This is a genomic window from Streptomyces sp. NPDC006339, from assembly GCF_040612775.1.
Classification (GTDB): Bacteria; Actinomycetota; Actinomycetes; order Streptomycetales; family Streptomycetaceae; genus Streptomyces.
In genome coordinates, this window is record NZ_JBEXQW010000008.1 from 132,897 (window position 1) to 157,899 (window position 25,003).

A 25,003-nucleotide genomic window follows, 5' to 3' on the forward strand; every position below is an offset into this window, starting at 1 on the left:
ATTGACCGCTCCGCGCGAGGAATGTCACCGGACGATGACCGTTTCTCATCAGCGGTCGTCACATGGGCGCCGGGCCGGGCGCGGGCCGCCGTGGGCGTCCTACAGTCCGACGCATCCCACCTTTTCCGGCTCGACCGGCTCCACCGCGGAGGTCTGTCCCGTGCTGCGGACGCGCATACGCATTCCCCTGTTCCTCCTCACCGCGGCCTCGCTGACCGCCTGTTCGGCGGCGACGGCGGACGAGGCCCCGCCGCGGGCCGCCGCCTCTCCGGACACGCCGGCGAAGGTGACCGTGGCCCCGCCGGTGGCCGGCCGGCCGCTGACGGTGACCGCGAGCGGCGGCAGCCTCGCCCGGGTGAGGGTCGTCGACGAGGACGGCGCCGAGCTGGCGGGCCGTACGGCTTCGGGCGGCGCCTCGTGGGTGTCCGAGCGCACCGCGGCGCCCGGCACGACGTACACGGTGGAGGTGACGTCGCGCGGCAGCGGCGGCAAGGAGACGACGGCCCGGTCGACGCACGCCCTCCCGGAGCCGGACAAGGTCAACAAGCTGACCCTGGCGCCCGGCAAGAACACGACGGTGGGCATCGCGCAGCCGCTGTCGATCGTCTTCGACCACCCGGTGAAGAACAAGGCGGAGGTGGAACGACGGCTGAAGGTCACCACGTCGAACGCCACCGAGGGCTCGTGGGGCTGGCTGACGGACTGGTCGGGCCGGGACCGGGTGGACTGGCGGCCGAAGGAGTACTGGAAGCCCGGCACCAAGGTGACCCTGGACGCGACGCTGAACGGTACGGATTCGGGCGGCAGCGGCGGCTGGTTCGTCCGGGACTACCGCACCGGTTTCACCGTCTCCGACCAGGCCCAGGTGATCAAGGTCGACCTGGACGCGAAGAAGCTGTCCGTGGTCCGCGACGGCCGTACCGTCCGCACGATCCCGGTCTCCGGCGGCACCCCCGGCGGCGACAAGCGCTCCTGGCGGGGCACGGCCGTCCTCATGGCGAAGGAGGGCACGATCCGCATGAACTCGGAGACGGTCGGCCTGGGCGACGCCTACGACAAGATGGTCGACTACTCGATGCGGCTGACCTGGTCGGGCATGTACGCGCACGCGGCCCCCTGGAACGCGCGCTACTTCGGCGTCGCGAACAAGAGCTCCGGCTGCATCGGCATGAGCACCGCCGACGCCTCGTCCTTCTACGCGTCGGTCCGCCCGGGCGACCCCTTCGAGATCGAGGGCGCGGACACGAAGGGCACGGTGGCGGAGGGCAACGGCTACGGGGCGTGGAACGTGAGCTGGGCGGACTGGCAGAAGAAGAGCGCGCTGCGATAACCGTTCGACAGCCTCGCGGGGCGGGGGCAGACTTCGCCGCGATGACCCAGACTCAGACATCACGCACCGATACGCCTCCCGCCTGGGACGAGCGCACGCAGTTGACCACCTTCCTGGACTACGCCCGCGCCACGGCGCTCGCCAAGTGCGAGGGCGTGTCCGCACAGAACGCCCGCACGGCGCCCCTCCCGGGCTCGCCGCTGATGACGATCTGCGGCCTGATCAGCCATCTGCGCTGGGCCGAACACTGGTGGCTGGACGTGGTCTTCCTCGACGGCACCCTCGAGGGCCCCCTCGCCGAGGCCACCGACGAGGACCCCGACCCGGAGATGCGCACGGCCGTCGACATCCCGCTGGCCCAGCTCCTCGCCGACTACGAGGAGCAGAGCGCCCGCCTGCGCCGCCTGGTCGCCGACCACGACCTGGACACCAAGGCCCGGCGTCCCGTCCGCGACGGCCGCCACGTGGACCTGCGCTGGATCCTCCTCCACCTCATCGAGGAGACCGCCCGCCACAACGGCCACCTGGACATCATCCGCGAACTCCTCGACGGCCGGACGGGCGTCTGAGGCTTTTCCCGTTCCGACGTTTCCTGCTCCGCGACGGGCGCGACCGTTTTCCCCGGTCGTGCCCGTCGCTGTTTTCCGTACCGAAAAATGTCGCCCGCTTCGGGAACCGAATCGCCGGGCCGGGACTCCTCCTTACGGGAACGCCCCCTTTTCGGTGTGCACCGCCGCCGGCCGGTCTCGCGCCGGTCCGCGCGCCGTCGCTGAGCAGGCGCACGGCCCCGTACGGAGACGGCGATCCCCATGAGCCGGTGTACGCCGGGCACACCACCACTCAGTCATACAATCCGAATTGATTCCGCCCACCTATCCGTGCGCCGCCGAATCCCGGATTACCCGTTCCCGCCACCGGGGAAATTCACGACAGAAGCGGAATGCACTCTTCGCTTTCCGGTCGACACGAAAACAGCCCGGCACTCGCGGGCTGTTTCGCGACAGAAGAAAGGGAAATCCCATGGTCTATTACGACCCCACGAACGACATCGTGGCCTCCGCCTGTCTGCAGACCCCGGTCGTCTTCCAGCACCGCCTCAGCGGCAGCTACCTCGCCCAGGCCGGTGACCTGCAGCTCAAGCAGGACCCCCTCATGGGCGACATGAACCACGACGCCGCCGCCCTCTGGAGCCTGGAGGCGTACCTCATCACCGACGGGGTGGTCGCCTACCGCATCCACAACGTCTCGACCAAGAAGGTGATGGCCATCCCCTTCGACCCGAACAACCCCCAGAACGCGCCCATCAACCAGGGCATCGTCTTCCCCGACCCGACGCCCGACAAGGACAGCAACACGATCGCGGCGCTGTCCCAGCTCTGGATCTTCCAGCCGGTGGCCGACCGCTCGCACATCATCAGCCCGGCGCGCTTCACCGAGCTGTCCCTCGCGCCCTACACCAACAACCCGTCCACCACGAGCGGTTGCGACCGCATCCCGCCGGTGATCCTGCCCAACGGGGGCGACAACGACAACTGGCTGCACCACCACCGCATCCGCCAGTACCCCAAGCCGGCCAAGGACCCGGCCTGCCACGCCAACTGCAAGAACTGCTGAGGCCCTGAGCCCGCGCCGAGCAGGGTGGCTCCCGGCAGTCGAAGTGCCGGGAGCCACCCCCAAGTTACCGCGAACGCCGCCGGTCCGAGGGCCCACGCGGCAGCCCGCCCGGGTCAGACACCGCCCGACGCGCCCCGCATCTCCCACACCAGGACCTCCGCGTCCCCCGTCGCCAGCAGCGCCGGCCCCGTCTCCCCCGTGACGCGGGCCGCGTCGCCCGCCGAGAGTTCCTCACCGGCGAGGCGGACCGTGCCGCGGGCCACGTGGACGTAGAGGAGGTCCGCGTCCGGGAGGGCCGCCAGGTCGCCCGGCTGGAGGCGGCGGACGTGGAGCAGCGCGCCGGACGCCGGCACCGCGTACGGGGTGGCGTCGGCGATGCCGCGCACCACCGCGTACGACGGCTCGCCGCCCGGCTCCAGCGGGGCCAGCCACATCTGGACGAAGACGAGCGGCTCGGGACCGTCGTTGCGCTCCACGTGCCGCACCCCGGCCGCCGCGCTCAGGTGCTGGAGGTCCCCGGGCCGGACGAGCGTCGCGCGGCCCGTCGAGTCGCGGTGGGTGAGCTCGCCCTCGACGACCCAGGTGACGATCTCCGTGTGACTGTGCGGGTGCTCGTCGAAGCCGGCGCCCGGCGCGAGGCGCTCCTCGTTGCAGGCGAGCAGCGCGCCGAAGCGGAGGTTGTCGGGGTCGTAGAACCGGCCGAAGGAGAAGGCGTGCCGGGTGTCGATCCCGGCGTCCGGGTCGCCTCCGGGGTACCGCTCCCCGCCGCTCTGGATGCGTATCACGGGATCACGGTAGGTCACGACCCGGGCGAAACCGCCCCGACCCCGCACACGGCCGTCCCGATAAGGCAGTCTTGTCCCCGTGTCTGAACCCGTGAACGCCGCTCACCCGCACCCCGCCACCCTCAAGCGCCTCGAACAGTCCTCCGGCCGGCTCGCCGCCAACGCCATTGCCCGCATGGACGAGACGCTGCCGTGGTACCGGGCGATGCCGCCCGAGAACCGGTCGTGGATCGGTCTGGTGGCGCAGGCCGGTATCGCCGCGTTCACCGAGTGGTTCCGGCACCCGGAGACGCCGCAGGCGATCTCCACCGATGTCTTCGGGACGGCGCCGCGCGAGCTGACCCGGGCGATCACGCTGCGGCAGACCGTGGAGATGGTGCGCACGACCATCGAGGTCATGGAGTCGGCGATCGAGGAGGTCGCGGCGCCCGGTGACGAGTCGGTCCTCCGGGAGGCGCTGCTCGTGTACGCCCGGGAGATCGCGTTCGCGACCGCCCAGGTGTACGCGCAGGCCGCGGAGGCCCGTGGCGCGTGGGACGCCCGGCTCGAGTCGCTCGTGGTCAACGCTGTGCTGTCCGGCGAGGCCGACGAGGGCGCGGTGTCCCGGGCCGCGGCCCTCGGCTGGAACTCGCCGGAGAACGTGTGCGTGGTGCTCGGCACGGCACCCGACGGCGACAGCGAGCTGACCGTGGAGGCGATCCGGCGGGCGGCCCGGCACGCCAAGCTCCAGGTCCTCACCGGTGTCCTCGGCGACCGGCTCGTCGTCATCGCGGGCGGCAACGACAATCCGCTGGCCGTCGCCAAGGCGCTGATCGGGCCGTACGCGGCCGGGCCGGTGGTGGCCGGCCCCGTCGTCCCCGACCTGCTCGCCGCGACCCGGTCCGCGCAGGCGGCCGCGGCCGGCCTCAAGGCGTGCTCCGCCTGGCAGGACGCCCCGCGGCCGGTCCTCGCGGACGATCTCCTTCCGGAGCGCGCGATCGCCTCCGACCCTTCGGCCCGCGAGCAGTTGGTGGAGGAGATCTACAGACCGCTGGAGGAGGCGGGCTCGGCCCTGCTGGAGACGTTGAGCGTCTATCTGGAGCAGGCGAGCAGCCTGGAGGGCGCGGCACGCATGCTGTTCGTGCATCCCAACACCGTGCGCTACCGGCTTCGACGTGTGACCGATGTCACCGGCTGGTCACCCTCCGATGTGCGCTCCGCCTTCACGCTGCGGATCGCGCTGATCCTCGGGCGCTTGGCCGACGCGGAGACGCAGTCCTAGACTTTTGTCGAACACCAACAATTCGACCGACGGTTCTTCGTCCTTGTCCCCACGGGCGTCCAGGACCGTCCACAAGAGAGAGTGTGAGGGTGCTCGTACTCGTCGCTCCCGGCCAAGGCGCCCAGACGCCCGGCTTCCTGACTCCCTGGCTCGAACTCCCCGGTGCCGCCGACCGCGTCGCGGCCTGGTCCGACGCCATCGGGCTCGACCTTGCCCACTACGGCACGAAGGCCGACGCGGACGAGATCCGCGACACCGCCGTGGCCCAGCCGCTGCTCGTCGCCGCGGGTCTGCTGTCCGCCACGGCCCTCGGTGAGGTGTCCCCCGGCGCCGTCGCGGGCCACAGCGTCGGTGAGATCACCGCGGCCGCGTTCGCGGGCGTCCTCGACGACACCGCCGCGCTGCGTCTCGTACGGACGCGTGGTCTGGCGATGGCCGAGGCCGCCGCGATCACCGCGACCGGCATGTCGGCGCTGCTCGGCGGCGAACCCGAGGTGGTCGTCCCCCACCTCGAGAAGCTGGGTCTCACCCCGGCGAACGTGAACGGCGCGGGCCAGATCGTGGCCGCCGGCACGCTCGAGCAGTTGGCCGCCCTGGCCGAGGACAAGCCCGAGGGCGTCCGCCGGGTCGTCCCGCTGAAGGTCGCCGGCGCGTTCCACACGCACCACATGGCCCCGGCGGTCGCGACCCTGGAGGCGGCGGCCAAGGAGCTGTCCCCGGCGGACCCGGCCGTGCGTTACGTGTCCAACAAGGACGGCCGGGTCGTCACCGGCGGCGCGGAGGTCATCGCCCGCCTGGTCGGCCAGGTCGCCAACCCGGTCCGCTGGGACCTGTGCATGGAGACCTTCCAGGAGCTCGGTGTGACCGGCCTGATCGAGGTGTGCCCCGGCGGCACCCTGACCGGCCTCGCCAAGCGCGCCCTGCCCGGTGTCCGCACCGTGGCCCTGAAGACCCCGGACGACCTCGACGCGGCCCGCACGCTCGTCGCTGAGACGACCACGGCTGAGTAGGAGTGTCGAGAAGCATGGCGAAGATCAAGCCCAGTAAGGGTGCCCCGTACGCGCGCATCCTCGGTGTCGGCGGCTACCGTCCGACGCGTGTGGTGCCGAACGAGGTGATCCTGGAGAAGATCGACTCGTCCGACGAGTGGATCCGTTCGCGCTCCGGGATCGCGACCCGTCACTGGGCGTCCCCCGAGGAGACCGTCACCGCGATGTCGGTGGAGGCTTCGGGCAAGGCCATCGCCGATGCCGGGATCGCCCCGGAGCAGATCGGCGCGGTCATCGTCTCCACGGTCTCGCACTTCAAGCAGACCCCGGCCGTGGCCACCGAGATCGCCGACAAGATCGGCGCCGGGAAGCCCGCCGCCTTCGACATCTCCGCCGGCTGCGCGGGCTTCGGCTACGGCCTGACCCTCGCCAAGGGCATGATCGTCGAGGGTTCGGCCGAATACGTCCTCGTCATCGGCGTGGAGCGGCTGAGCGACCTGACGGATCTGGAGGACCGCGCGACGGCCTTCCTGTTCGGCGACGGCGCCGGTGCCGTGGTCGTCGGCCCCTCGGACGAGCCGCACATCGGCCCCACGGTGTGGGGTTCGGAGGGCGACAAGTCCGAGACCATCAAGCAGACCGTGCCGTGGAACGAGTTCCACGTCGGCGACGTCTCGAAGCTGCCCCTCAACGAGCAGGGCGAGATCAAGTTCCCTGCCATCACGCAGGAGGGCCAGGCGGTGTTCCGCTGGGCCGTCTTCGAGATGGCGAAGGTCGCCCAGCAGGCGCTGGACGCCGCCGGCATCTCGGCGGACGACCTGGACGTCTTCATTCCGCATCAGGCGAACATGCGGATCATCGACTCGATGGTGAAGACGCTGAAGCTGCCGGAGCACGTCACGGTCGCCCGTGACGTGGAGACCACCGGCAACACCTCGGCCGCCTCGATCCCGCTCGCGATGGAGCGGCTCCTGGCGACCGGCAAGGCGAAGAGCGGCGACACGGCGCTCATCATCGGCTTCGGGGCGGGTCTCGTCTTCGCCGCGACGGTCGTTACTCTCCCCTAGGCACACCGGATCTTCCGGAAGCCCTGTTTTCCTCAGCACACACAAGAAGGAGCGCCACCATGGCCGCCACCCAGGAAGAGATCGTCAAGGGTCTCGCCGAGATCGTGAACGAGATCGCCGGCATCCCGGTCGAGGACGTCGAGATCGACAAGTCCTTCACCGACGACCTGGACGTCGACTCCCTGTCCATGGTCGAGGTCGTCGTGGCCGCCGAAGAGCGCTTCGACGTCAAGATCCCGGACGAGGACGTCAAGAACCTCAAGACCGTCGGCGACGCGACCGACTACATCCTGAAGCACCAGGACTGACCCGGTCCCTGCTGACTCGGTGAGCCACCCAGCGGTGGCGCCGTTTTTCGACCATCACACACATGGAGAAAGAATTCCTGTGAGCCCGACCAATCGCACCGTGGTCGTCACCGGTATCGGCGCAACCACTCCGCTGGGTGGCGACTCCGCATCGACCTGGGAGGGTCTGATCGCGGGACGCTCCGGCGTCACGCCCCTGGAGGGCGAGCGCTTCGAGGAGCTGCCCGTCCGGATCGCCGCGCGCGTCGCGGTGGAACCCTCCGAGGTCCTGCCCCGTCCGCTGGCCCGCAAGCTGGACCGCTCGGCGCAGTTCGCGCTGATCGCGGCCCGTGAGGCGTGGGCCGACGCGGGCTTCACCGCCCCCGCCGGCGAGGAGGGCGAGGTCGTGCCCGAGCGGCTCGGCTCCGTCATCGCCTCCGGCATCGGCGGTGTCACCACTCTGCTCGACCAGTACGACGTGCTGAAGGAGTCCGGTGTCCGCCGGGTCTCCCCGCACACCGTGCCGATGCTGATGCCCAACAGCCCCTCCGCCAACGTGGGCCTGGAGGTGAACGCCCGGGCGGGCGTCCACACCCCGGTCTCCGCCTGCGCGTCGGGTGCCGAGGCGATCGGCTACGCCGTCGAGATGATCCGTACCGGCCGTGCCGACGTGGTCGTCGCGGGCGGCACCGAGGCGGCGATCCACCCGCTGCCGATCGCGGCCTTCGCCAACATGATGGCGATGTCCAAGAGCAACGACGAGCCCGAGAAGGCATCGCGCCCCTACGACAAGGCCCGTGACGGCTTCGTCCTGGGCGAGGGCGCCGGCGTGATCGTGATCGAGTCCGAGGAGCACGCGAAGGCGCGCGGCGCGCGGATCTACTGCGAGGTGCTGGGCCAGGGCCTGTCGGCCGACAGCCACCACATCGCGCAGCCCGAGCCGACCGGCCGGGGCATCGCCGCGGCGCTGCAGAACCTGCTGGACGCCACGGACCTGAAGCCGTCCGAGGTCGTCCACCTCAACGCCCACGCCACGTCGACCCCGCAGGGCGACGTCGCCGAGATCAAGGCGCTGCGCAAGGTCCTGGGCGACGACCTGGACCACGTCGCGGTCTCCGCGACCAAGTCCATGACGGGTCACCTCCTGGGCGGCGCGGGCGGCATCGAGACCGTCGCGACGGTCCTGGCGCTGCACCACCGCCTCGCCCCGCCGACCATCAACGTCGACGACCTCGACCCCGAGGTGGATGCCGACATCGTCCGCGGCGAGCCGCGCGAGCTGCCGCAGGGCACGATCGCCGCGATCAACAACTCGTTCGGCTTCGGCGGCCACAACGTGGTGCTGGCGTTCCGCACCGTGTGACGCCGTCGCGTCCGTCCCCGAAGGCCCCTGCCGGAACGTCTCGGCAGGGGCCTTCGGGCTGTACGGAAGGGGTCAGCGCATCTCGCCCAGGCCCCGCACCGCGAAGGCGCCGAGCAGGGCGGCCGCGGCGCCGAAGGCCGCTCCGGACAGCAGAACGGCGGCCGTCCCGGCCGCCGTACGGACACGCGTCACCGCACACCCCCACCCGGACCCGCCCCGCGGGCCCCGGCGGGGAATCTAGACCACCTGGTGCAGCCACCGCACCGGCGCGCCCTCGCCCGCGTAGCGGAAGGGTTCCAGCTCGTCGTCCCAGGGCTTGCCGAGGAGACGGGAGATCTCGGCCTCGAGGACCGTCTCGCCCTGCGCCGCGCGGGCGAGGGCGGCGCGGAGCCGGTCCTCGGGGATCAGGATGTCGCCGTGGATGCCGGTGACGGCGTGGAAGATGCCGAGTTCGGGCGTGGCGCTGTAGCGCTCGCCCTCGGCGGTGGGGCAGGGCTCGGCCGTGACCTCGAAGCGGAGCATCTGCCAGCCGCGCAGGGCGGAGGCGAGTTTGGAGGCGGTGCCGGTCTCTCCCTTCCAGGAGAATTCCGCTCTCCAGGTCCCGGGGGACGCCGGCTGACGGATCCAGTCCAACTGGACCCTCGCACCGAGGACGCCCGCGACCGCCCATTCGACGTGCGGGCAGAGCGCGCGCGGTGCGGAGTGTACGTACAGGACTCCACGTGTCGTCACCGGGACCTCCAGTGTGGGACGAGGTTCGCCTTTTCCCAGCGGCCTCAGTAAACAACATCACGAAGAAAGGGCTTCGCAAACCCCCAAAAAGGGGACAGCATGTGACGTGATGTAATTTACCGGAGCCGATCGGCGTGGGGCGCCTCTGGTTCGACGGGGGAAAAGCTACCGTGCCGCGCCCGTGTCGGGGTGCCGTACGGTCGGTCAGGGGCGGGTGGACACGAAGCTTTCACTCGCCAGGACGCCGACGGGACATCGAGGAGGGGCGACCGGGATGCGCGGGCGACGACGTTTCCGTACCACCGCGGCCGCGGTGGCGCTGCTGTGCGCGGCGACGCTCGCCGGCGGCTGCTCGGCCGGCCCGGAGCCGGCCCCCGTCCCGCAGCGGGCCGCCACCCCGAAGCCCGCTCCCGCTCCGACGCCGGTGTGGAACGCCTCCCCCGGTTCGGTCGCCGCCGTCGGCGACTCCATCACCCGCGCCTTCGACGCCTGCACGCTCCTGGCGGACTGCCCCGAGGTCTCCTGGGCGACGGGCACGGACGCGGCGGTCAACAGCCTCGCGCTGCGGCTGCTCGGCCCGGAGCGGGTGGCGGCGAGGAGCTGGAACCTGGCCCGCAGCGGGGCGCGGATGGCGGAGCTGCCGGAGCAGATGGCCGCGGCGGCGGCCGAGCGGCCGGAGCTGGTGACGGTGATGATGGGCGCGAACGACGCGTGCCGGACCCGGGTCGCGGACATGACGCCGGTCGAGGAGTTCCGCGCCTCCTTCAAGGCGGCGCTCGCCCGGCTGCGGGCCGGGGTGCCGAAGGCGCAGGTGTACGTGGCGAGCGTGCCGGACCTGAAGCGGCTGTGGGAGACGGGCCGGGTCAGTCCGGCGAGCCTTCGGGTGTGGCGCCTGGGCGTGTGCGCCTCGATGCTGGCGGACGCGGAGGATCTCGGCCCGGCGGCCGAGGCGCGCCGGACGAAGGTGCGGGAGCGGGTGATGGCGTACAACCGGGTCCTCCGGGAGGAGTGCGCGAAGGACGCGCGGTGCCGGGACGACGGCGGGGCGGTCTTCGGTTTCGCCTTCGACGGTACGGAGCTGAGCCCCTGGGACTGGTTCCACCCGAGCCGGGACGGTCAGGCGCGGCTCGCGGAGATCGCGTACCGGCGGATCACCCTGCGGTAGGTCCCCGGCGGGGCCGGCCGGAGCCGGCCGGGGCCCCGGAGCGGTGTCAGGTTCCGCTCCGGGGCCGGTCTCGGCGCGGGTCAGAGCTCCAGGGCGGCGGTCAGCCGGGCGTCGGCCAGGGAGTGGGCGGCCAGCACCTCGTAATCACCGGGCACGAGGGTCCAGTCGCCGGCGTCCTCGTCCCAGATCTCGAAGGCGCGGCGCGGGAGTTCGACGGTGACCTCGACGCTCTCGCCGGGCGCGGCCTCGGCGTTCGCGAAGCCGGCCAGCCAGCGGGCCGGGCGTTCGACCGGGTCCTCGACCGGGGCCAGGTAGATCTGGACGACCTCGCGGCCGGGGCGCGCACCGGTGTTGGTGAGGCGGACGGTGGCGGACGCCCGCCCTGGGTCCCGTGGGGTGACGACGAGGGAGTCGTACGACCAGGTGGTGTAGCCGAGTCCGTGGCCGAAGGGGTACGCGGGGACGGCGCCGGCCTTGTCCCAGGCCCGGTAGCCGATGAAGACGCCCTCGTCGTAGGAGAGTTCGCCGTCGGTCGGGGTGACCTCGGTGACGGGCGCGTCGGCGAGGGCGGCCGGCCAGGTGGTGGGGAGCCGGCCGCCGGGCTCCTCGGCGCCGGTGAGGACGTCGGCGAGGGCGGCGCCGCCCTCCTGGCCGGGGAACCAGGTGAGGAGGATCGCGGCGACCTCGTCGCGCCAGGGCATCTCCACGGGGGACCCGGCGTTGACGACGACCACGGTGTTCGGGTTGACGGCGGCGACGGCGCGGACGAGGTCGTCCTGCCGGCCGGGCAGGGCGAGGTCCTTGCGGTCGAAGCCCTCGGACTCGACGCGCTCGGTGGTGGCGACGACCACGACGGCGGTGTCGGCGGTGCGGGCGGCTTCGACCGCTTCGGCGATCAGTTCGTCGGGGTCACGGCGCGGACCGAGGTGGACGAAGGAGAACATGACGGCGGGCAGGGGTGCGGCGAATTCCTGGGAGAGGGTGTGCCGCAGGGAGACCTCGACGGTCTCGCCGGCCGTGAGGGCGACCTTTCCGCGCTCGACGGGCGCGCCGAAGAACGCCTCGAAGGGGTCGGTCTCGGGGCCCATGCCCTGGACGCCGTCGAAGAGGGTCTGCCCGGCGACGGTCAGGGTGAAGGCGCCGAGGCCCCGGGTGCCGAAGGAGTGCTCGCCGCTCTCGCGGGGGGTGAAGGTGCCGGTGACCTCGATGGAGGCGAGGGTGTCGTGGGTGACGCCGGCCGGGAGGTCGTCGCCGATCCACTGGACCTGGCCGCTCGGCAGGCTGCCCTCGCCGAGGACGGTGCCGTCGGCGTCGCGGCACACCGCGCGGAGGGTGAAGCCCTGGTCGGCGGGGGCGAGTTCGTCGCTGGGGTCGGCGCCGACGCAGAAGCCGAGGGTGCCGTCGGGCAGGGCGGCGGTCAGGCCGTCGAGCGGGGAGACGGTGTGGTCGGGGAAGACCTGGGCGGAGCCGCCGCCGAGGACGCGGGCGTCGCGGGCGGCGGCGCCGGAGAGGGCGACGGACGTGCCGGGGGCGAGCGGCAGGGCGCCGTTCTCGTTGCGGACGAGGACGAAGCCGCGGCGGGCGATCTCGCGGGCGAGCGCGTCTCCGTCGATGCCGGCGGGGGGTTCGGTGACGACCGGCGGGGCGCCTTCGAGGGCGCCGACGCGGGCGGCGAGCCGGAGGACGTTGCGGACGGCGGTGTCGACGGCGCTCTCGTCGACCTCGCCGGCCCGGACGGCGGCGGCGAGGGCCTCGCCGTACACGGTCCGGGGGCCCGGCATGGCGACGTCGAGGCCGCCCTCGATGCCGCCGCGGGTGGAGCGGGCGGCCATCCAGTCGGAGACGTTGAGGCCGTCGAAGCCCCACTCGCCGCGCAGGACCTCGTTCACCAGGTACCGGTGCTCGGTCATCGTCGCGCCGTTGACCTGGTTGTAGGCGGTCATGACGCCCCAGGGGTGGGCGTTCGTGACGATGGCCTCGAAGGGGGCGAGGTAGAGCTCGCGCAGCGGGCGCGGGGCGATCCTGTTGTCGACGGTGAAGCGGTCGGTCTCGGCGTCGTTGCCGACGAAGTGCTTGACGGTGGTGCCGACGCCGCCGTCCTGGACGCCCCGGACGTAGCCGGTGCCGATGGCGCCGGTGAGGTGGGGGTCCTCGCTGTACGCCTCGAAGTGGCGGCCGCCGAGGGGCGAGCGGTGCAGGTTGACGGTGGGGGCGAGCAGGACGTGGACGCCCTTGCGGCGGGCCTCCTGGGCGAGCAGCCGGCCGGCGCGGCGGGCGAGGGCCGGGTCCCAGGCGGCGGCGAGCGCGGTGGGGGACGGCAGGGCGACGGAGGGGTCGTCGGCGGTCCAGCGGACGCCGCGGACGCCGATGGGGCCGTCGGACATGACCAGGGAGGCGAGGCCGATCTCGGGCAGGGCCGGCAGCGACCACATGTCCCGGCCGGCCAGCAGCCGGGCCTTGGTGTCCAGGTCGAGCTTGGCGAGGGCGGCCTCGACGGCCTCTTCGCGCGCGGTGTCGGCGGCTGCGTCGACGGGGGTTTCGGCGCCTCGGTCCGCGTTCGTCTCCGGCACGGCCGTACCTCCTCGTAGAAGTGGGTGGTGCGGTCATGGTGACGCGCCTACCTGTAGATCGGTAGGTTACGTTACCGTTTCGTTATCGCCCGATGTCGTACGGTCCTCCTCACAGGGACCTTCGGAAGGGGGACGCGGCGATGGCACGGGCCAGGAGCGAGGAGCGGCGGGCGGAGATCGTCCGCGCCGCCCTCGAGGTGATCGCCGAGCGCGGCTACCGGGGCGCTTCCCTCGGCGCCGTGGCCGAGCGGGTGGGACTGACCCAGCAGGGCCTGCTGCACTACTTCCCGACCAAGGAGGCGCTGCTCGTCGCCGTCCTGGAGGAGCGCGACCGCTGGGACACCAGCGGCGGCCGGGACCGGGAGCGCTGGCGCCTCGACCTCATGGAGTCGCTGGTCGAGTACAACGCGATGCGCCCCGGGATCGTGCAGACCTTCTCCGCCCTGCTCGGCGAGAGCGTCACGGAGGACCACCCGGCCCGGGCCTTCTTCACCGAGCGCTACACCCATGTGCGGGCCAACATGGCGGAGGTGCTGCGCGCCGAGTTCGGCGACGAACTGCCCGGCGGTCTCACCCCGGAGCGGGCCGCGCCGCTGCTGACGGCGGTGATGGACGGCCTGCAGTTCCAGTGGCTGCTGGATCCGGACGCGGTCGACATGCCGGCCTCCTTCCGGGACTTCCTTGCGCTCCTGAAGGACGGTCAGGTCAAGGCCCCGTAGCGGGAGTCGTGCGGGGGAAGCGATACTTCCGGCGGCCCGTCACCGCCGTACGGAAGGACCCCCGTGCCCCCGATGCGCAGCACGCTCGCCCTCGCCCTGGCCCTGGCCGCCCTGGCCGCCGTGGCGCCCGCAGGTCCGGCCGTCGCCACGGAGGCGCCGCCCGCCACCGTCGAGGAGGCCCGGCTCGACCGGGCGGCGCCGCGGGAGATCCTGCGGCGCTCCGGATTCGACGCGGTCGCCCCGGAGTTCGCCCGCTCGCTCGCGCGGGCCGGCTCCTTCGCCGAGGCCGAGCGGGCCGTCGTACGGCACGGGTCGGCGCTCTGGCGGCGGGCGGTGGACCGGGCGCAGGGGCGGGGTCCGGCGGGCGGTGACCTGAGCCGGGACGACGACCGTCCGCTGTACTGGGCGCGGCTCGCCCTCACCCGCGAACTGCGCCTGTGGCAGCCCGCGTTCGGCGTCACCGAGGAGGGCCGGGCCCGGCTCCTCGACCGGCTCGAACGCTCCTCGCGCGGCCAGGACGCGCTCCGCTGGCCGGCCGGGAAGGGCGTCAAGCGGATCCTGCTGACCGGCTTCGACCCGTTCACGCTCGACCGCGACACCCGGATCAGCAACCCCTCCGGGGCCACCGCGCTCGCCCTCGACGGCACCTGGCTGCGCACCGCCGACGGCGGCCTGGCCCGGATCGAGACGGCCGTCTTCCCGGTCCGCTGGCAGGACTTCGCCGACGGCACGGTCGAGCGCACCCTGCGCCCGCACCTGCCGGAGGTGGACCTCTTCACCACCGTGAGCCAGGGCCGGCCCGGCCGCTTCGACATCGAGCGGACCAACGGGGCCTGGCGCGGCGGCTTCCCGGACAACGCGAACGTCTCCCGTACGGAGACGGTGCCGGTGGACGATCCGGCGACGCAGCCGCAGTGGACGTCGACGACCCTTCCGTACGCGGCGATCACGGCCGCGGCGACCGGGCGCTTCCCGGTGTACGACAACACCGCGGTAACCGAGGTCCCGGCCGGCTCCGCCACCCCCGTGGTCCGGCCCGACGGGCCGACGCCCGGCTCCCTCGCCCGGGCGGGCGGCGGCGGCGACTACCTCTCCAACGAGATCGCCTACCGCGCCACCCTCCTGCGCGACCGCCTCGGCCTGACCGGCCTGCCGGGCGGCCATGTGCACACCCCGGTGCTGCGGTTCGGGGCGGGCAACACCGACCCGGCGACGGGCGAGGTGACCGACCCGGAGTTCGTACGGAACCGGCTCGACATCGTCGCCCAGGTACGGGCGATCGTGGCCGTCGCCGCCGGTTCCGCAGCCGCGGCGGTCCGGTCTAGCGAGGGGTGATCGCGCCGGCGTACACGTTCTTCGGGGTGACGACGGAGGTGACGGCGCGGGCGACGAGGGTCGACGGCTCCTGGCCGTCGACGAGGGCGTCGGTGTTCAGGATGAGGACCAGGGTGGCCTTCTGCGCGGGCAGGTACACGGTGACGGTCTCGTAGCCGGGCAGGGAGCCGTTGTGGCCGATCCAGCCGTTGGTCTCCAGGATGCCGAGGCCGTAGCCGGTGCCGGGCAGGCCGGTCGGCAGCACCTCGAGCCGCTGCGCCTGGGTCTCGGGCTTCAGCAGCTTCCCGGTGGCGAGGACCGGGGCCCAGCGGCGCAGGTCCTCCAGGGTGGAGATCATCCCGCCGGCCGCCCAGGCCCAGCTCGGGTTCCAGTCGGTGGCGTCCTCGACGGCGCCGCTCAGGGTCTGGTCGGTGTAGCCGCGCGCGTGGGGCTCGGGGAACTCGGCGCCCTCGGGCAGGAAGCTGTGGCGCAGGCCGGCCGGGCGGATCACGTGGTCGTGGAGCACGTCGGCGAGGCGCCGGCCGGTCACCTTCTCGATCACCAGGCCGAGCAGCACCAGGTTGGAGTTGGAGTACTGGAAGGCCGTGCCGGGCGCGGCGGTGTTCGGGTGGCGGTAGCCGTAGGAGAGCACCTCCCACGGGTTGAAGGCGCGCTTCGGGTCGCTGAGCAGGTCGCGGACGAAGTCGGGGTCGGCGGTGTACGGGAAGAGGCCGCTGCGCATCTCGGCGAGGTGGCGCAGGGTGATCCGGTCGCCGTTGGGGACGCCGCGGATGTAGTCGTCGATCGGGTCGTCGAGCCCGACCTTGCCCTCGTCGACGAGCCGGAGCAGCGCGGTGACCGTGAAGGTCTTGGTCTCGCTGCCGATCCGGACGTAGGTGTCGGCGAACATCGGCCGGCCGGTGGTCTTGTCGGCGACGCCGGTCGCGCGGACGTAGCAGCCCTTGCCGGGCATCCACAGGCCGACGACGAGTCCCGGGACACGGGCCTGCTTGCGGACGTCCTCGACGGTCCGGTCCAGCCGGGCGGTCAGCTCCGGGCCGAGGCCGCCGGGAGGGCAGTCGTCGCCGTGCTGCGGGCCGGCGGCCGTGGCGGGAGCGGCGGCGTGGACGGGAGTGGCGGGGGTGGCCGCCACCGGGGCCAGGACGGACGCCACGAGGAGCGTCGCGGCGAGCAGGCGGCGGGGGGAGGTTCGTCTCATGGCGGGGGCGCCTCTTCCAGGTCAGGGACGCGGACGGCGACAGATCAGCACCGGATCCGGCGCGGACGGCAGACCGCCCGACCGCGCCTCGGCGAGTCCACTCGTTCGGCGCCGCCGCCCCCGCGCCGACCCGCACCGTCCGCGCCCCGCCGCCCCGCCGCCCCGCCGCCCTGCCGCCCTGCCGCTCAGCGCGCCACGGCCGCCAGGTCCTCCCCCAGCAGGGCCGGGTCGGCGGTGAGGGCCTCGTGGACGGCCTCCAGGACGGGGAGCTTCGCCGTGGTGGCGCCGGTTGCCAGGGCCACGTCCTTGGCGGCGAGGGCGACGGGGAAGTGGACGCCGGTCGCGGTGGCGCGGCCGACGGCGCCGGCGAGGGGGCCCGCGCCGAGGGTGCGCAGGGCCAGGTCGCGGGGCAGGCCGAGGGAGTCCGCGAGGGTGAGCGCCTCGCCGATGAGCGCGACGCCTCCGATGACGGCGTTGATGAGGACGAGCTTGAGGGCGGCGCCGGTGCCCGGGCCGCCGCAGGCGGTGACGGTGCCGAGCCGTTCGAGGACGGCGGCGACGGGCGTGGTGTCGCCGCCCGCGAAGACGAGGAGGTCGCCGGTGGCGGCCCGGTCGACGCTGCCCATGACGGGCGCGTCGATGAGGGTGACGCCCTCGGGGAGCCGGCCGGCGAGCTCCCGCACCGTGTCGGGGCCGACGGTCGAGGTGTCGATCCAGTGGGTGCCGGGGCGCAGCGCCGGAATCATGGTGTCGGCGACGGCGAGGGCGGCGGCCGGGTCGGCGAGCATGGTGAGGACGATGTCGGCGTCCGCGACGGCCTCGGCGGGTGTCGCGGCGCGCACGGCGCCGGCCGCGACGAGGTCGTCGGCCTTGCCGGGCGTGCGGTTCCAGACGGTGAGCGGGTGGCCGGCGTCGAGGAGGCGGCGGGCCATGGGCCGTCCCATGGCGCCGAGTCCGAGGAAGGCGATCCTCTCGGCGGGCTTCGGGCCGGGCTTCGGGGCGGTCTCCGGAGCGGACTTCCGGGCGGGCTTCGGGCCGGGCTCCTGCGTGGTCTCGTTCTGCATGGCGTCGACGCTAGGCAGTGGCGCGTCATGCGACAAGCGAATGTCTAGCATGGCGCCCATGCCCACTCCGCATGGTTCGCAGAGCTTGTACGAGGTGTTCCTGGCCGTCGCCCGCGCGGGCTCCTTCACCGCCGCCGCCCGGGACCTCGGCTACACCCAGTCCGCGGTCTCCCGCCAGATCCAGGCCCTGGAGGACGAGACGGGCGCGGCGCTGTTCGAGCGGCTGCCGCGCGGGGTGCGGCTCAGCGAGGCGGGCCGGGTGCTGCTGCCGCACGCGGAGGCGGTGCGGGACCGGCTCTCCTTGGCGCGCGCGGAGCTGGAGGCCCTGCGCACCCTGGACGGCGGGCTGCTGCGGCTCGGGGCCTTCGCCAGCGCGGGCGCCTCGCTCGTCCCGCGCGCCCAGGCCGTCTTCCGGGAGCGGCACCCGGGCGTGGTGGTGACCCGCGTCGAGGGGCCCTCGGTGAAGCACCTGCGGCTCGTCGCGGCCGGCGAGGAGGACCTCGCCGTGGTCAGCCCGGCCGCGGGGGCGCCCGCGCCGGAGGGGGTGACGCTGCATCACCTCCTGGACGAGCCGATGCTGGTGGCCCTGGAGCGCGGGCATCCGGCGGCGGAGCGGCGGGACGTGCGGCTCGCGGACCTGGCCGACGAGGAGTGGATCGTCGGCGACGAGCGCCTGGAGGACACCCTGCTCCGGCCGGCCGTGGCCGCCGGGTTCCGCCCGCGCACGGGCCTGGTCGCGCACGACTGGATCGCCAAGCTGGGCGCGGTCGCGGCCGGGCTCGGCGTCACCCTCGTACCGGCGCTGGCGGCCGCGTCCGTGCGACCGGACGTGGCCCTGGTGACGATCCACCCGGACGACGTCCCCTACCGCCGCGTCCACGCCGCGACTCCGCCCGCGCCGACGGTGGCGGCGACCGCCTTCCTGGGGCTGCTGCGCGAGACGGCCCGGTCGTCGGTGGAGCGGGGGGTGCGATGATGAAGGCCATGATCGTCGCCGCCACGCAGTTCGCCCCGGTCGCCGGGGACATCGACGCCAACGTCCGCACCCTCGCCGGTCTGGTCCGCGCCGCCGGCGCCGAGGGCGCCCGCCTCGTGGTCTTCGCGGAGCTGTCCCTCACCGGCTACGAGCCGAGCCTGATCCGCGCCACCCCCGAGCTGGTCCTCGCCGAGGACGACCCCCGGCTCGATCCCGTACGGGAGGCGTGCCGGGCGACCGGAGCGGCGGCCGTGGTCAACGGGCCGGTCCGCACGGCCGCGGGCCGCCCCGGCGTCACGAGCCTCGTCATCGGCCCGGACGGCGGCCTGCTCACCCGCTACGACAAGCGGCATCTGTACGGGGTGGAGGCGGAGGTCTTCGCGCCGGGCACCGCCGACGGCCGGTTCGCGCTCGACGGGCTCCGCTTCGCGCTGGCCACCTGCTACGACAACCGCTTCCCCGAGCTCGCCGAGCGGGCCGCCGCCGACGGCTGCGCCGTCTATCTGGCGAGTTCGGTGCTGGCCGCCGACAACGACTCCTTCGAGCGGGTCTATCCCGTGCGGGCCCGGGACTTCGGCCTGTACGTGGTCCTCGGCAATGTGCTCGGGCCCAACGAGGACGGCGTGGGCGGCGGCATGGCCGGGGCCTGGGGGCCGGACGGCGGGCGGATCGCCGACGCGGGCCCGGACAAGCCGGGCTTCGTGCTCGCCGACGTCGGCTGACCCGCCCGTACGGGAAGCGGGTGCGCCCCGCTTCCCGTACGGGCCCGGCGCGGACCCGCCCGGCCTACGCGTAGGAGAGGTCGGCGGCCGTGTAGCGGCAGGTGGTGCCGTCGGGGCCGCTGCCGAGCTCGGTCGGCTCCTTGCCCGTGCTGGTGCCCCGGTAGCGGACGCACGGCTTGATCTTCTTCGCCGCCGGAAGGGGAAAGGTTGCCGCCTGAGCGTCAGTTCTTGCGGAACCGCACCGGGCCGGGGCTCGACGGGTCCCGCGCGTCGTCGTCCGCCGCCGCGTCCCCGGCCGTCTCGCCGTTGAGCTCACGGGCCATCAGGGTGGCTCCGGCGACCGCGCCGGGCATCAGCAGGACGGCGACGAAGGGGATCAGGAAGGAGAGGGTGAGCGGGACGCCGAAGCCGAGGGCGGCCATCCGGCGGCCGCGCAGCATCGCGAGGCGCTCCTTGAACTCGACGCCGCGCCGCTGGAGCGCGACCGAGGTGAGTTCCTGGGTGAGGAAGAAGCCGGAGACGCAGAAACCGAGCACGGGCACGACGGTCTGGCCCACGACCGGAATGAAACCGGCCGCGAACAGCAGGACGCCGAAGAACACGACCCGCACCAGGACGCGGAGGCTGTCGCGGGCGGAGATCCACAGCTCGCGCCACAGCGGAAGCCCCGACTCGGGCACCTCGCCGCCCTCGCCGCGGTCGACCGCCTCGGACAGCGACTCGTAGAAGGGCTGGCCGACCAGCAGGGTCACGGCGGTGAAGGTGACCACGGCGAGGAACAGGCCGAGCGCGAAGACCAGGAAGGTCAGGGTGCCCCGCAGCAGGCCCTGCCAGGGCGAACCCCAGTCGTCGGCGAACGGTGTCGCCCAGGCCGTCAGGTCGTCGGCGCCGTAGGAGAGTCCGACGAGCGCGCCGACGTAGAGCACGAAGGTGACGAGCCCGGGCAGCAGTCCGAAGCCGAACCACCGTCCGTTCCTGCCGACCCACTTCTGACCTTGCAGCAGGTATCCGAAACCCGCCCCGAAATCACGCATGACGATCACCCTAGTCGCGGGTCCGGGTGAGGCCCTCTTGTTGTTCCCGAGTTGAGACGGTAGACCCCTCCGTAATGATCATCGGATCATCCACGGAGGTTCGCACGCATGGCACGACCCCGTTCCCTTCCGATCGCCACCGCCGGTACGGTCCTCGGCGCGCTGCTCCTGACCGCGCTGCCCGCGAGCGCCGCGCCGCCGCCGGGGCCCGGCCCCCACCCCGTACGGGAGAGGGGCGGGTCCGAGCCGGCCGCGCCCCTCCCGCCCCGGACCGCGGCCCTCTCCTCCCCCGTGGTCTCGCCCGCCGCGCGGCCCGCGAGCGGCGGCTATCCGCGCCGGACGGCCCTGGCCGTGCCGCCCGAGAACCCGGCCGACGCGTCGCTCAAGCTGGGCCTCGCGCCGTACCACTCGCTCGCGCCGCGCCTCAACGCCCTGCAGCGACTGGGCGACCGGGTCAGCGTCGAGGTCGTCGGGCGTTCGGCCGGCGGGCGCGAGCTGTATCTGGTGACGGTCACCGCGCCGGAGTCCCCCGCCCAGGCCCGCGCGCAGGAGCGGATGCGCGAGCGCATCGAGAACGCGCCGGCCGCGGCGGCCGGGGACGCGCGGATCAAGGCCGCGTACAAGACGCCGGTGTTCATCAACAACAACATCCACGGCAACGAGTGGGAGGGCACGGACGCGGCGCTGCGGCTCGTCGAGGAGCTGGCCACCGCCACCGACCGCAAGACGGCCGGTCTGCTCGCGCGGACCCGGATCCACCTCAATGTGACGGCCAATCCGGACGGCCGGATCGCGGGCACCCGCGCCAACGCGGCCGGCTTCGACCTCAACCGGGACTTCATCACCGCCTCCCAGCCGGAGTCCCGCGCGATCCGGCGGATCGCCATCGACAAGCAGCCGGCCGTGATGCTGGATCTGCACGGCTATGTCAACGGGACCCTGATCGAGCCGACCACCCCGCCGCACGGCGAGAACTACGAGTACGACCTCTTCCTGAAGCACTCCTACGCCAACGCCCTCGGCATGGAGCGGGCCGTCAACGGGCTCGGCCACACGCCCGCGAAGGACGGCGTCGAGCCGGCGGTCATCCCCTTCCGCGACCAGCGGGAGGGCTGGGACGACTGGCCGCCGATCTTCACCCCGCAGTACATGCCGTTCCAGGGCGCGGTCGCGGCGCACACGATCGAGTTCCCGCTCCAGGTCAACAACCGGGCGTACCAGACACTGCCGGTGGCGGAGCTGCGGCGCCGGGCGGCGATCAACGTCGGCATCGCGGGCGCGGTGATGCGGGCCGCGCTCGACTACGCCGACACGCACCGGGCCGCGGTGATCGCCGACCAGATCGAGACCTTCCGGCGGGGCGCGGCGGGCGAGCCGCAGCGGCCGGTGTCCGAGGAGACGGTGCCGGGGGTGCCCGGCATCGGACCGGAGGACGTGTACACGACCACCTTCCCGCGCGCGTACGTCATCCCGGCGGGGCGGGCTCAGCGGTCGGCGGTGGCGGCGGCACGGCTCGTGGACCATCTGGTCGCCAACGACGTGCGGGTCGGGCGGGCGAAGGACGGCTCGTACGTGGTCGACATGCGCCAGCCGAAGCGGGGCCTGGCGAACGTGATCCTGGCGGAGGGCCGGGACATCAGCGCCGACGTGTCCACGATGTACGACATCTCGGGGTGGAGCCTCGGGCTGCTCTGGGGCGCGACCGTGCGGAAGGTGGAGCGCGGCCCGGTGCCGGCCGTGGTGCGCACGGTGCACGCGGCGGCGCCGACCGGCTCGGTCGCCCCGTTCGGTGATCTGCTGCTGCGGCTCGACGACCCGAAGGAGCTGGTGGCGGTGAACGCGCTCCTCGCCCGGGGGGTCGCGGTGCGCCGTACGGCGGACGGGGCGGCGGTCGTGCCGGGTGCGGCGCGGGCGGTGGCCCGGGAGCTCGCGGAGCGCTACGGGGTGGTGTTCCGGGCCACGAAGGAGCGGGGCGCGGCGCCGCTGGAGCGGACCCGGGTGGCGGCCTCGGCGACGGCGGGTGAGCTGTTCGCGCTGCGGGAGATGGGCTTCGAGGTGGTGCCGGTGTCGGCGAAGGTCCTGAACGCGGGCTTCGACTGGTCCGGGGCCTCGGGCCCGTCCGGGGCGTCCGGGGCCGATGTGCTCTATGTGTCGCAGGGTCTGGACTGGGCGGAGCTGACCCCGGCGGCGCGCGAGGCGCTGCGCCGGAGCGGGGTGGGCGTGGTCGGCGCGGGTGCGGCCGGTGCCGCGTTCAACGCGGCGGCGGGGCTGCTGCCGGTGACGGCCGTCGAGGGCAACGGGGACGCGAACGGGGTGGTGGCGGTGCGGGGCACCGGCGGGCCGCTGGCCGCGGGCGCCCCGGCGCACACCTTCGTGTACTCACCGCTGTGGTTCACCGGGCTCGGGGCGGGGGTGCGGACGGAGCTGGCCTACGCGCCGGGCGCGCCGCTGGTCTCGGGGCACTGGCGCCCCGCCGCGGCGGGCGGCGGCGGTCCGGCGGACGCGGCCGGTCGGGCCGCGGTGGTGAGCGGCCGGGCGGCGTCCGGCGCCCCGGTGGTGCTGATCGGCACGGAGCCGCTGTTCCGTACCCACCCGAAGGGCTCGTTCGCCCTGGTGGGGCGGGCACTGCTGGCCCGCTGACCCCGCGAAGAGGGGGCCGCACCCTGGTCGGTCAGGGTGCGGCCCTCCTTCAGTGTGCGGGTCGAACGCCCGTACGTCGAACCGGCTCGTCAGACGGCGAGCTCGACCGTGATGTTGCCCCGGGTCGCCTTGGAGTACGGGCAGACCTGGTGGGCCTTCTCGATCAGACCCTTGGCGGTCTCGGCGTCCACGTTGGGGATGGTCGCCGAGATCTTCACGATGAGGCCGAAGCCGTCGTCGTTCTTGCCGATGCCGACCTCGGCGGTGACCGTCGAGCCGGAGATGTCCGCGTTCTCGTTGCGGGCCACGACACCCAGGGCGCCCTGGAAGCAGGCGCTGTAGCCGGCGGCGAAGAGCTGCTCCGGGTTGGTGCCCTCGCCGGAGCCGCCCATGGCCTTCGGGGGGTTGACGACCACATCGAGGCGGCCGTCGTCGGTGGCGACCCGGCCGTCGCGACCGTTCTCGGCGGTGGCGACGGCGGTGTACAGGACGTCGGACTGCTGTATCGACATGCTGTTGTCTTCCTTCTTCCGTTCGCCGCGACTCGCGCCCACGATCGCGACGGCTGAGGGAAGACTAACGGGTCGCCGAGACGATCATCTTTCCGGTGTTGTCGCCGCGGAGCATGCCGAGGAAGGCGTCCACGCCGTTCTCTATGCCCTCGACGAAGGTCTCGCCGTACTTCAGCTCGCCGGAGCGCAGCCAGCCGCCGACCTCCTCGACGAACTGCTGCTGCATGCCGTAGTGGTCGCCGACGAGGATGCCCTGGAGGCGCAGCCGCTTGCCGATGATCAGGGCCATGTTGCGCGGGCCCGGGACCGGCTCGGTGTCGTTGTACTGCGCGATCATGCCGCAGATGGTGGCGCGGCCGTGCACGTTGAGCGAGGAGATCGCGGCTTCGAGGTGGTCGCCGCCGACGTTGTCGAAGTAGACGTCGACGCCGTCCGGGGCGGCCTCGCGCAGTTGGTCCTTGACCGGGCCGTTCTTGTAGTTGAAGGCGGCGTCGAAGCCGAGCTCCTCGACGAGCCACTTGACCTTCTCGTCGGAGCCGGCGGAGCCGATGACCCGGGAGGCGCCCTTGAGCCGCGCCATCTGGCCGACCTGGCTGCCCACGGCGCCGGCGGCGCCGGAGACGAAGACGGCGTCGCCCTCCTTGAAGGAGGCCACCTCGAAGAGGCCGGCGTAGGCCGTGAGGCCGGGCATGCCGAGCACGCCGAGGTAGGCGGAGAGCGGGGCGAGCTCCGGGTCGACCTTGGTGGCGTGCTGCGCGGGCACGTCCGCGTACTCGCGCCAGCCGAGGCCGTGCAGGACGTGGTCGCCGACGGCGAAGCCCTCGGCGTTGGAGGCGACGACCTCGCCGACGGCGCCGCCGTCCATGGGGTGGTCGAGCTTGAAGGGCGGGATGTAGGACTTCACGTCGTTCATCCGGCCGCGCATGTACGGATCGACGGAGAAGTGCACGTTGCGCACGAGGATCCGGCCCTCGGCGGGCTCGGCGACCGGGACCTCACGGAGCGCGAAGTCCGCGGGCACGGGCCAGCCGTGCGGACGGGAGACGAGGTGCCACTCACGGCTGGACGCGGGGAGTACGGACATCGGCGGAGCCTCCTGGAAGTGCTTCTCTGCTTCACACAGAAATGCTTCATGAATTAAAACAACCATGCGCCTGGATATTTCAGGTTGTCAAGTATCGGGGTAGGATGTCTTCCATGCCCACCTCACGCACGGACCCCCTGACGCTGGAAGTCGTGGAACTCATCGGCACGGTCGTGGCCCGCTACCACGAGGAGTACGAGCAGGCCGCCGCCGCCCACGCCCTCACCGGCGCCCAGGCCCGGGTCCTCGGCCTGCTGGCCCTGGAGCCCACGCCGATGCGGAAGATCGCCGACAAGCTGAAGTGCGAGCCGTCGAACGTGACGGGCATCATCGACCGCCTGGAGTCCCGGGGCCTGGTGGAGCGCCGCCCGGACCCCGCCGACCGCCGGGTCAAGGTGGCCGCGCCCACCGAGGAGGGCCGCGAGACCGCCCGCCGCCTGCGCGACGCGCTGCACTTCGCCCGCGAACCGCTCGGCGAGCTCACCGAGGTCGAGCGCACGCTGCTGCGCGACCTGCTGAAGCGGATGCTGGGCGAGGAGACGACCGCCTGACGAGC

General features: G+C 73.0%; 23 protein-coding genes and 1 pseudogene. 15 read left to right on the forward strand and 9 right to left on the reverse strand.

What is annotated here, in order from left to right; translation table 11 throughout:
* Positions 1-160: 160 nt before the first annotated feature.
* The 3 genes from ABZ135_RS08980 (at position 161) to ABZ135_RS08990 (ending at position 2,944) form a co-directional block, all read left to right on the forward strand.
* Positions 161-1,330, forward strand: a complete 1,170-nt coding sequence (locus ABZ135_RS08980) for an Ig-like domain-containing protein (RefSeq protein WP_356693337.1) — start codon at positions 161-163, stop codon at positions 1,328-1,330.
* Positions 1,331-1,371: 41 nt separating this feature from the next.
* Positions 1,372-1,899, forward strand: coding sequence for a DinB family protein (locus ABZ135_RS08985; protein WP_356693339.1), 528 nt, complete (start codon positions 1,372-1,374; stop codon positions 1,897-1,899).
* Positions 1,900-2,350: 451 nt separating this feature from the next.
* A complete protein-coding gene (locus tag ABZ135_RS08990; protein WP_356693341.1) occupies positions 2,351-2,944 on the forward strand; it encodes a hypothetical protein in 594 nt (197 codons plus the stop codon).
* Positions 2,945-3,057: 113 nt separating this feature from the next.
* Here ABZ135_RS08990 and ABZ135_RS08995 read toward each other — a convergent pair whose 3' ends face one another.
* On the reverse strand, positions 3,058-3,729 hold the full coding sequence (locus ABZ135_RS08995; RefSeq protein WP_356693343.1) for a pirin family protein: 672 nt from the start codon (positions 3,727-3,729) through the stop codon (positions 3,058-3,060).
* 79 nt (positions 3,730-3,808) lie between these two features.
* Here ABZ135_RS08995 and fasR point away from each other — a divergent pair, with 79 nt between their 5' ends.
* From fasR to fabF, 5 genes are all read left to right on the forward strand, one after another.
* Positions 3,809-4,990: a fatty acid biosynthesis transcriptional regulator FasR gene (gene fasR / locus ABZ135_RS09000; RefSeq protein WP_356693345.1), complete on the forward strand. Its 1,182-nt coding sequence runs from the start codon at positions 3,809-3,811 to the stop codon at positions 4,988-4,990.
* Positions 4,991-5,079: 89 nt separating this feature from the next.
* Positions 5,080-6,000 carry an ACP S-malonyltransferase gene (locus ABZ135_RS09005; RefSeq protein WP_356693347.1) on the forward strand — a complete coding sequence of 307 codons (921 nt, stop codon included), beginning with the start codon at positions 5,080-5,082 and terminating at the stop codon, positions 5,998-6,000.
* A gap of 14 nt (positions 6,001-6,014) precedes the next feature.
* Positions 6,015-7,046 carry a ketoacyl-ACP synthase III gene (locus ABZ135_RS09010; protein WP_356693349.1) on the forward strand — a complete coding sequence of 344 codons (1,032 nt, stop codon included), beginning with the start codon at positions 6,015-6,017 and terminating at the stop codon, positions 7,044-7,046.
* 59 nt (positions 7,047-7,105) lie between these two features.
* Positions 7,106-7,354 carry an acyl carrier protein gene (locus ABZ135_RS09015; protein WP_356693351.1) on the forward strand — a complete coding sequence of 83 codons (249 nt, stop codon included), beginning with the start codon at positions 7,106-7,108 and terminating at the stop codon, positions 7,352-7,354.
* Between the two features lie 79 nt (positions 7,355-7,433).
* Positions 7,434-8,696 carry a beta-ketoacyl-ACP synthase II gene (gene fabF, locus ABZ135_RS09020; protein ID WP_356693353.1) on the forward strand — a complete coding sequence of 421 codons (1,263 nt, stop codon included), beginning with the start codon at positions 7,434-7,436 and terminating at the stop codon, positions 8,694-8,696.
* A 237-nt stretch (positions 8,697-8,933) separates the two neighbouring features.
* On the opposite strand, the gene ABZ135_RS09025 is transcribed toward fabF, so the two are convergent.
* On the reverse strand, positions 8,934-9,428 hold the full coding sequence (locus ABZ135_RS09025; protein ID WP_356693355.1) for a DUF3145 domain-containing protein: 495 nt from the start codon (positions 9,426-9,428) through the stop codon (positions 8,934-8,936).
* Between the two features lie 274 nt (positions 9,429-9,702).
* Here ABZ135_RS09025 and ABZ135_RS09030 point away from each other — a divergent pair, with 274 nt between their 5' ends.
* Entirely contained in the window at positions 9,703-10,593 is an 891-nt protein-coding gene (locus ABZ135_RS09030; RefSeq protein WP_356693357.1) for an SGNH/GDSL hydrolase family protein, read from the forward strand.
* Between the two features lie 80 nt (positions 10,594-10,673).
* On the opposite strand, the gene ABZ135_RS09035 is transcribed toward ABZ135_RS09030, so the two are convergent.
* Entirely contained in the window at positions 10,674-13,163 is a 2,490-nt protein-coding gene (locus ABZ135_RS09035) for a glycoside hydrolase family 3 C-terminal domain-containing protein (protein WP_356693359.1), read from the reverse strand.
* Between the two features lie 140 nt (positions 13,164-13,303).
* On the opposite strand from ABZ135_RS09035, the gene ABZ135_RS09040 reads away from it, so the two are divergent.
* Together ABZ135_RS09040 and ABZ135_RS09045 are read left to right on the forward strand one after the other, a co-directional pair.
* A complete protein-coding gene (locus ABZ135_RS09040) occupies positions 13,304-13,882 on the forward strand; it encodes a TetR/AcrR family transcriptional regulator (RefSeq protein ID WP_356693361.1) in 579 nt (192 codons plus the stop codon).
* 72 nt (positions 13,883-13,954) lie between these two features.
* The gene (locus ABZ135_RS09045) at positions 13,955-15,217 is read left to right on the forward strand and encodes a pyroglutamyl peptidase (RefSeq protein WP_356693363.1); all 1,263 of its coding nucleotides are present in this window, start codon (positions 13,955-13,957) and stop codon (positions 15,215-15,217) included.
* Here the strand turns inward: ABZ135_RS09045 and ABZ135_RS09050 are convergent.
* Both ABZ135_RS09050 and ABZ135_RS09055 read right to left on the reverse strand, forming a co-directional pair.
* Positions 15,204-16,415, reverse strand: coding sequence for a serine hydrolase domain-containing protein (locus tag ABZ135_RS09050; RefSeq protein ID WP_356693365.1), 1,212 nt, complete (start codon positions 16,413-16,415; stop codon positions 15,204-15,206). The two genes, ABZ135_RS09045 and ABZ135_RS09050, sit on opposite strands and share 14 nt — an antisense overlap.
* A gap of 185 nt (positions 16,416-16,600) precedes the next feature.
* On the reverse strand, positions 16,601-17,479 hold the full coding sequence (locus tag ABZ135_RS09055; protein ID WP_356693367.1) for an NAD(P)-dependent oxidoreductase: 879 nt from the start codon (positions 17,477-17,479) through the stop codon (positions 16,601-16,603).
* A 58-nt stretch (positions 17,480-17,537) separates the two neighbouring features.
* On the opposite strand from ABZ135_RS09055, the gene ABZ135_RS09060 reads away from it, so the two are divergent.
* Together ABZ135_RS09060 and ABZ135_RS09065 are read left to right on the forward strand one after the other, a co-directional pair.
* A complete protein-coding gene (locus ABZ135_RS09060; RefSeq protein ID WP_356693369.1) occupies positions 17,538-18,455 on the forward strand; it encodes a LysR family transcriptional regulator in 918 nt (305 codons plus the stop codon).
* Between the two features lie 8 nt (positions 18,456-18,463).
* Positions 18,464-19,177, forward strand: a complete 714-nt coding sequence (locus ABZ135_RS09065) for a carbon-nitrogen hydrolase family protein (protein ID WP_356693371.1) — start codon at positions 18,464-18,466, stop codon at positions 19,175-19,177.
* A gap of 64 nt (positions 19,178-19,241) precedes the next feature.
* Here ABZ135_RS09065 and ABZ135_RS09070 read toward each other — a convergent pair.
* Positions 19,242-19,370, reverse strand: a pseudogene (locus tag ABZ135_RS09070) (pectate lyase); the annotation flags it as partial.
* Between the two features lie 28 nt (positions 19,371-19,398).
* On the reverse strand, positions 19,399-20,211 hold the full coding sequence (locus ABZ135_RS09075) for an EI24 domain-containing protein (protein ID WP_356693373.1): 813 nt from the start codon (positions 20,209-20,211) through the stop codon (positions 19,399-19,401).
* Between the two features lie 108 nt (positions 20,212-20,319).
* Between ABZ135_RS09075 and ABZ135_RS09080 the strand changes: the two genes are divergently transcribed.
* Positions 20,320-22,851 (forward strand): M14 family zinc carboxypeptidase, encoded by a 2,532-nt coding sequence (locus ABZ135_RS09080; RefSeq protein WP_356693375.1) that lies wholly within the window; start codon positions 20,320-20,322, stop codon positions 22,849-22,851.
* 89 nt (positions 22,852-22,940) lie between these two features.
* Here the strand turns inward: ABZ135_RS09080 and ABZ135_RS09085 are convergent, their stop codons facing one another.
* Both ABZ135_RS09085 and ABZ135_RS09090 read right to left on the reverse strand, forming a co-directional pair.
* Positions 22,941-23,363 (reverse strand): organic hydroperoxide resistance protein, encoded by a 423-nt coding sequence (locus ABZ135_RS09085; protein WP_356693377.1) that lies wholly within the window; start codon positions 23,361-23,363, stop codon positions 22,941-22,943.
* A gap of 64 nt (positions 23,364-23,427) precedes the next feature.
* Complete coding sequence (locus ABZ135_RS09090; RefSeq protein WP_356693379.1) at positions 23,428-24,447, reverse strand: NADP-dependent oxidoreductase; 1,020 nt, start codon at positions 24,445-24,447, stop codon at positions 23,428-23,430.
* A gap of 113 nt (positions 24,448-24,560) precedes the next feature.
* Between ABZ135_RS09090 and ABZ135_RS09095 the strand changes: the two genes are divergently transcribed.
* Positions 24,561-24,998, forward strand: a complete 438-nt coding sequence (locus tag ABZ135_RS09095) for a MarR family transcriptional regulator (protein ID WP_356693381.1) — start codon at positions 24,561-24,563, stop codon at positions 24,996-24,998.
* Positions 24,999-25,003 lie beyond the last annotated feature (5 nt).

Coding starts and splice junctions, on each gene's coding strand:
- ABZ135_RS08985 (WP_356693339.1), top strand. CDS start 1,372: ATGACCCAGACTCAGACATCACGCACCGATACGCCTCCCGCCTGGGAC.
- ABZ135_RS08990 (WP_356693341.1), top strand. CDS start 2,351: ATGGTCTATTACGACCCCACGAACGACATCGTGGCCTCCGCCTGTCTG.
- ABZ135_RS09010 (WP_356693349.1), top strand. CDS start 6,015: ATGGCGAAGATCAAGCCCAGTAAGGGTGCCCCGTACGCGCGCATCCTC.
- ABZ135_RS09015 (WP_356693351.1), top strand. CDS start 7,106: ATGGCCGCCACCCAGGAAGAGATCGTCAAGGGTCTCGCCGAGATCGTG.
- ABZ135_RS09030 (WP_356693357.1), top strand. CDS start 9,703: ATGCGCGGGCGACGACGTTTCCGTACCACCGCGGCCGCGGTGGCGCTG.
- ABZ135_RS09040 (WP_356693361.1), top strand. CDS start 13,304: ATGGCACGGGCCAGGAGCGAGGAGCGGCGGGCGGAGATCGTCCGCGCC.
- ABZ135_RS09045 (WP_356693363.1), top strand. CDS start 13,955: ATGCGCAGCACGCTCGCCCTCGCCCTGGCCCTGGCCGCCCTGGCCGCC.
- ABZ135_RS09050 (WP_356693365.1), bottom strand. CDS start 16,415: ATGAGACGAACCTCCCCCCGCCGCCTGCTCGCCGCGACGCTCCTCGTG.
- ABZ135_RS09055 (WP_356693367.1), bottom strand. CDS start 17,479: ATGCAGAACGAGACCACGCAGGAGCCCGGCCCGAAGCCCGCCCGGAAG.
- ABZ135_RS09060 (WP_356693369.1), top strand. CDS start 17,538: ATGCCCACTCCGCATGGTTCGCAGAGCTTGTACGAGGTGTTCCTGGCC.
- ABZ135_RS09065 (WP_356693371.1), top strand. CDS start 18,464: ATGATCGTCGCCGCCACGCAGTTCGCCCCGGTCGCCGGGGACATCGAC.
- ABZ135_RS09075 (WP_356693373.1), bottom strand. CDS start 20,211: ATGCGTGATTTCGGGGCGGGTTTCGGATACCTGCTGCAAGGTCAGAAG.
- ABZ135_RS09080 (WP_356693375.1), top strand. CDS start 20,320: ATGGCACGACCCCGTTCCCTTCCGATCGCCACCGCCGGTACGGTCCTC.
- ABZ135_RS09085 (WP_356693377.1), bottom strand. CDS start 23,363: ATGTCGATACAGCAGTCCGACGTCCTGTACACCGCCGTCGCCACCGCC.
- ABZ135_RS09090 (WP_356693379.1), bottom strand. CDS start 24,447: ATGTCCGTACTCCCCGCGTCCAGCCGTGAGTGGCACCTCGTCTCCCGT.
- ABZ135_RS09095 (WP_356693381.1), top strand. CDS start 24,561: ATGCCCACCTCACGCACGGACCCCCTGACGCTGGAAGTCGTGGAACTC.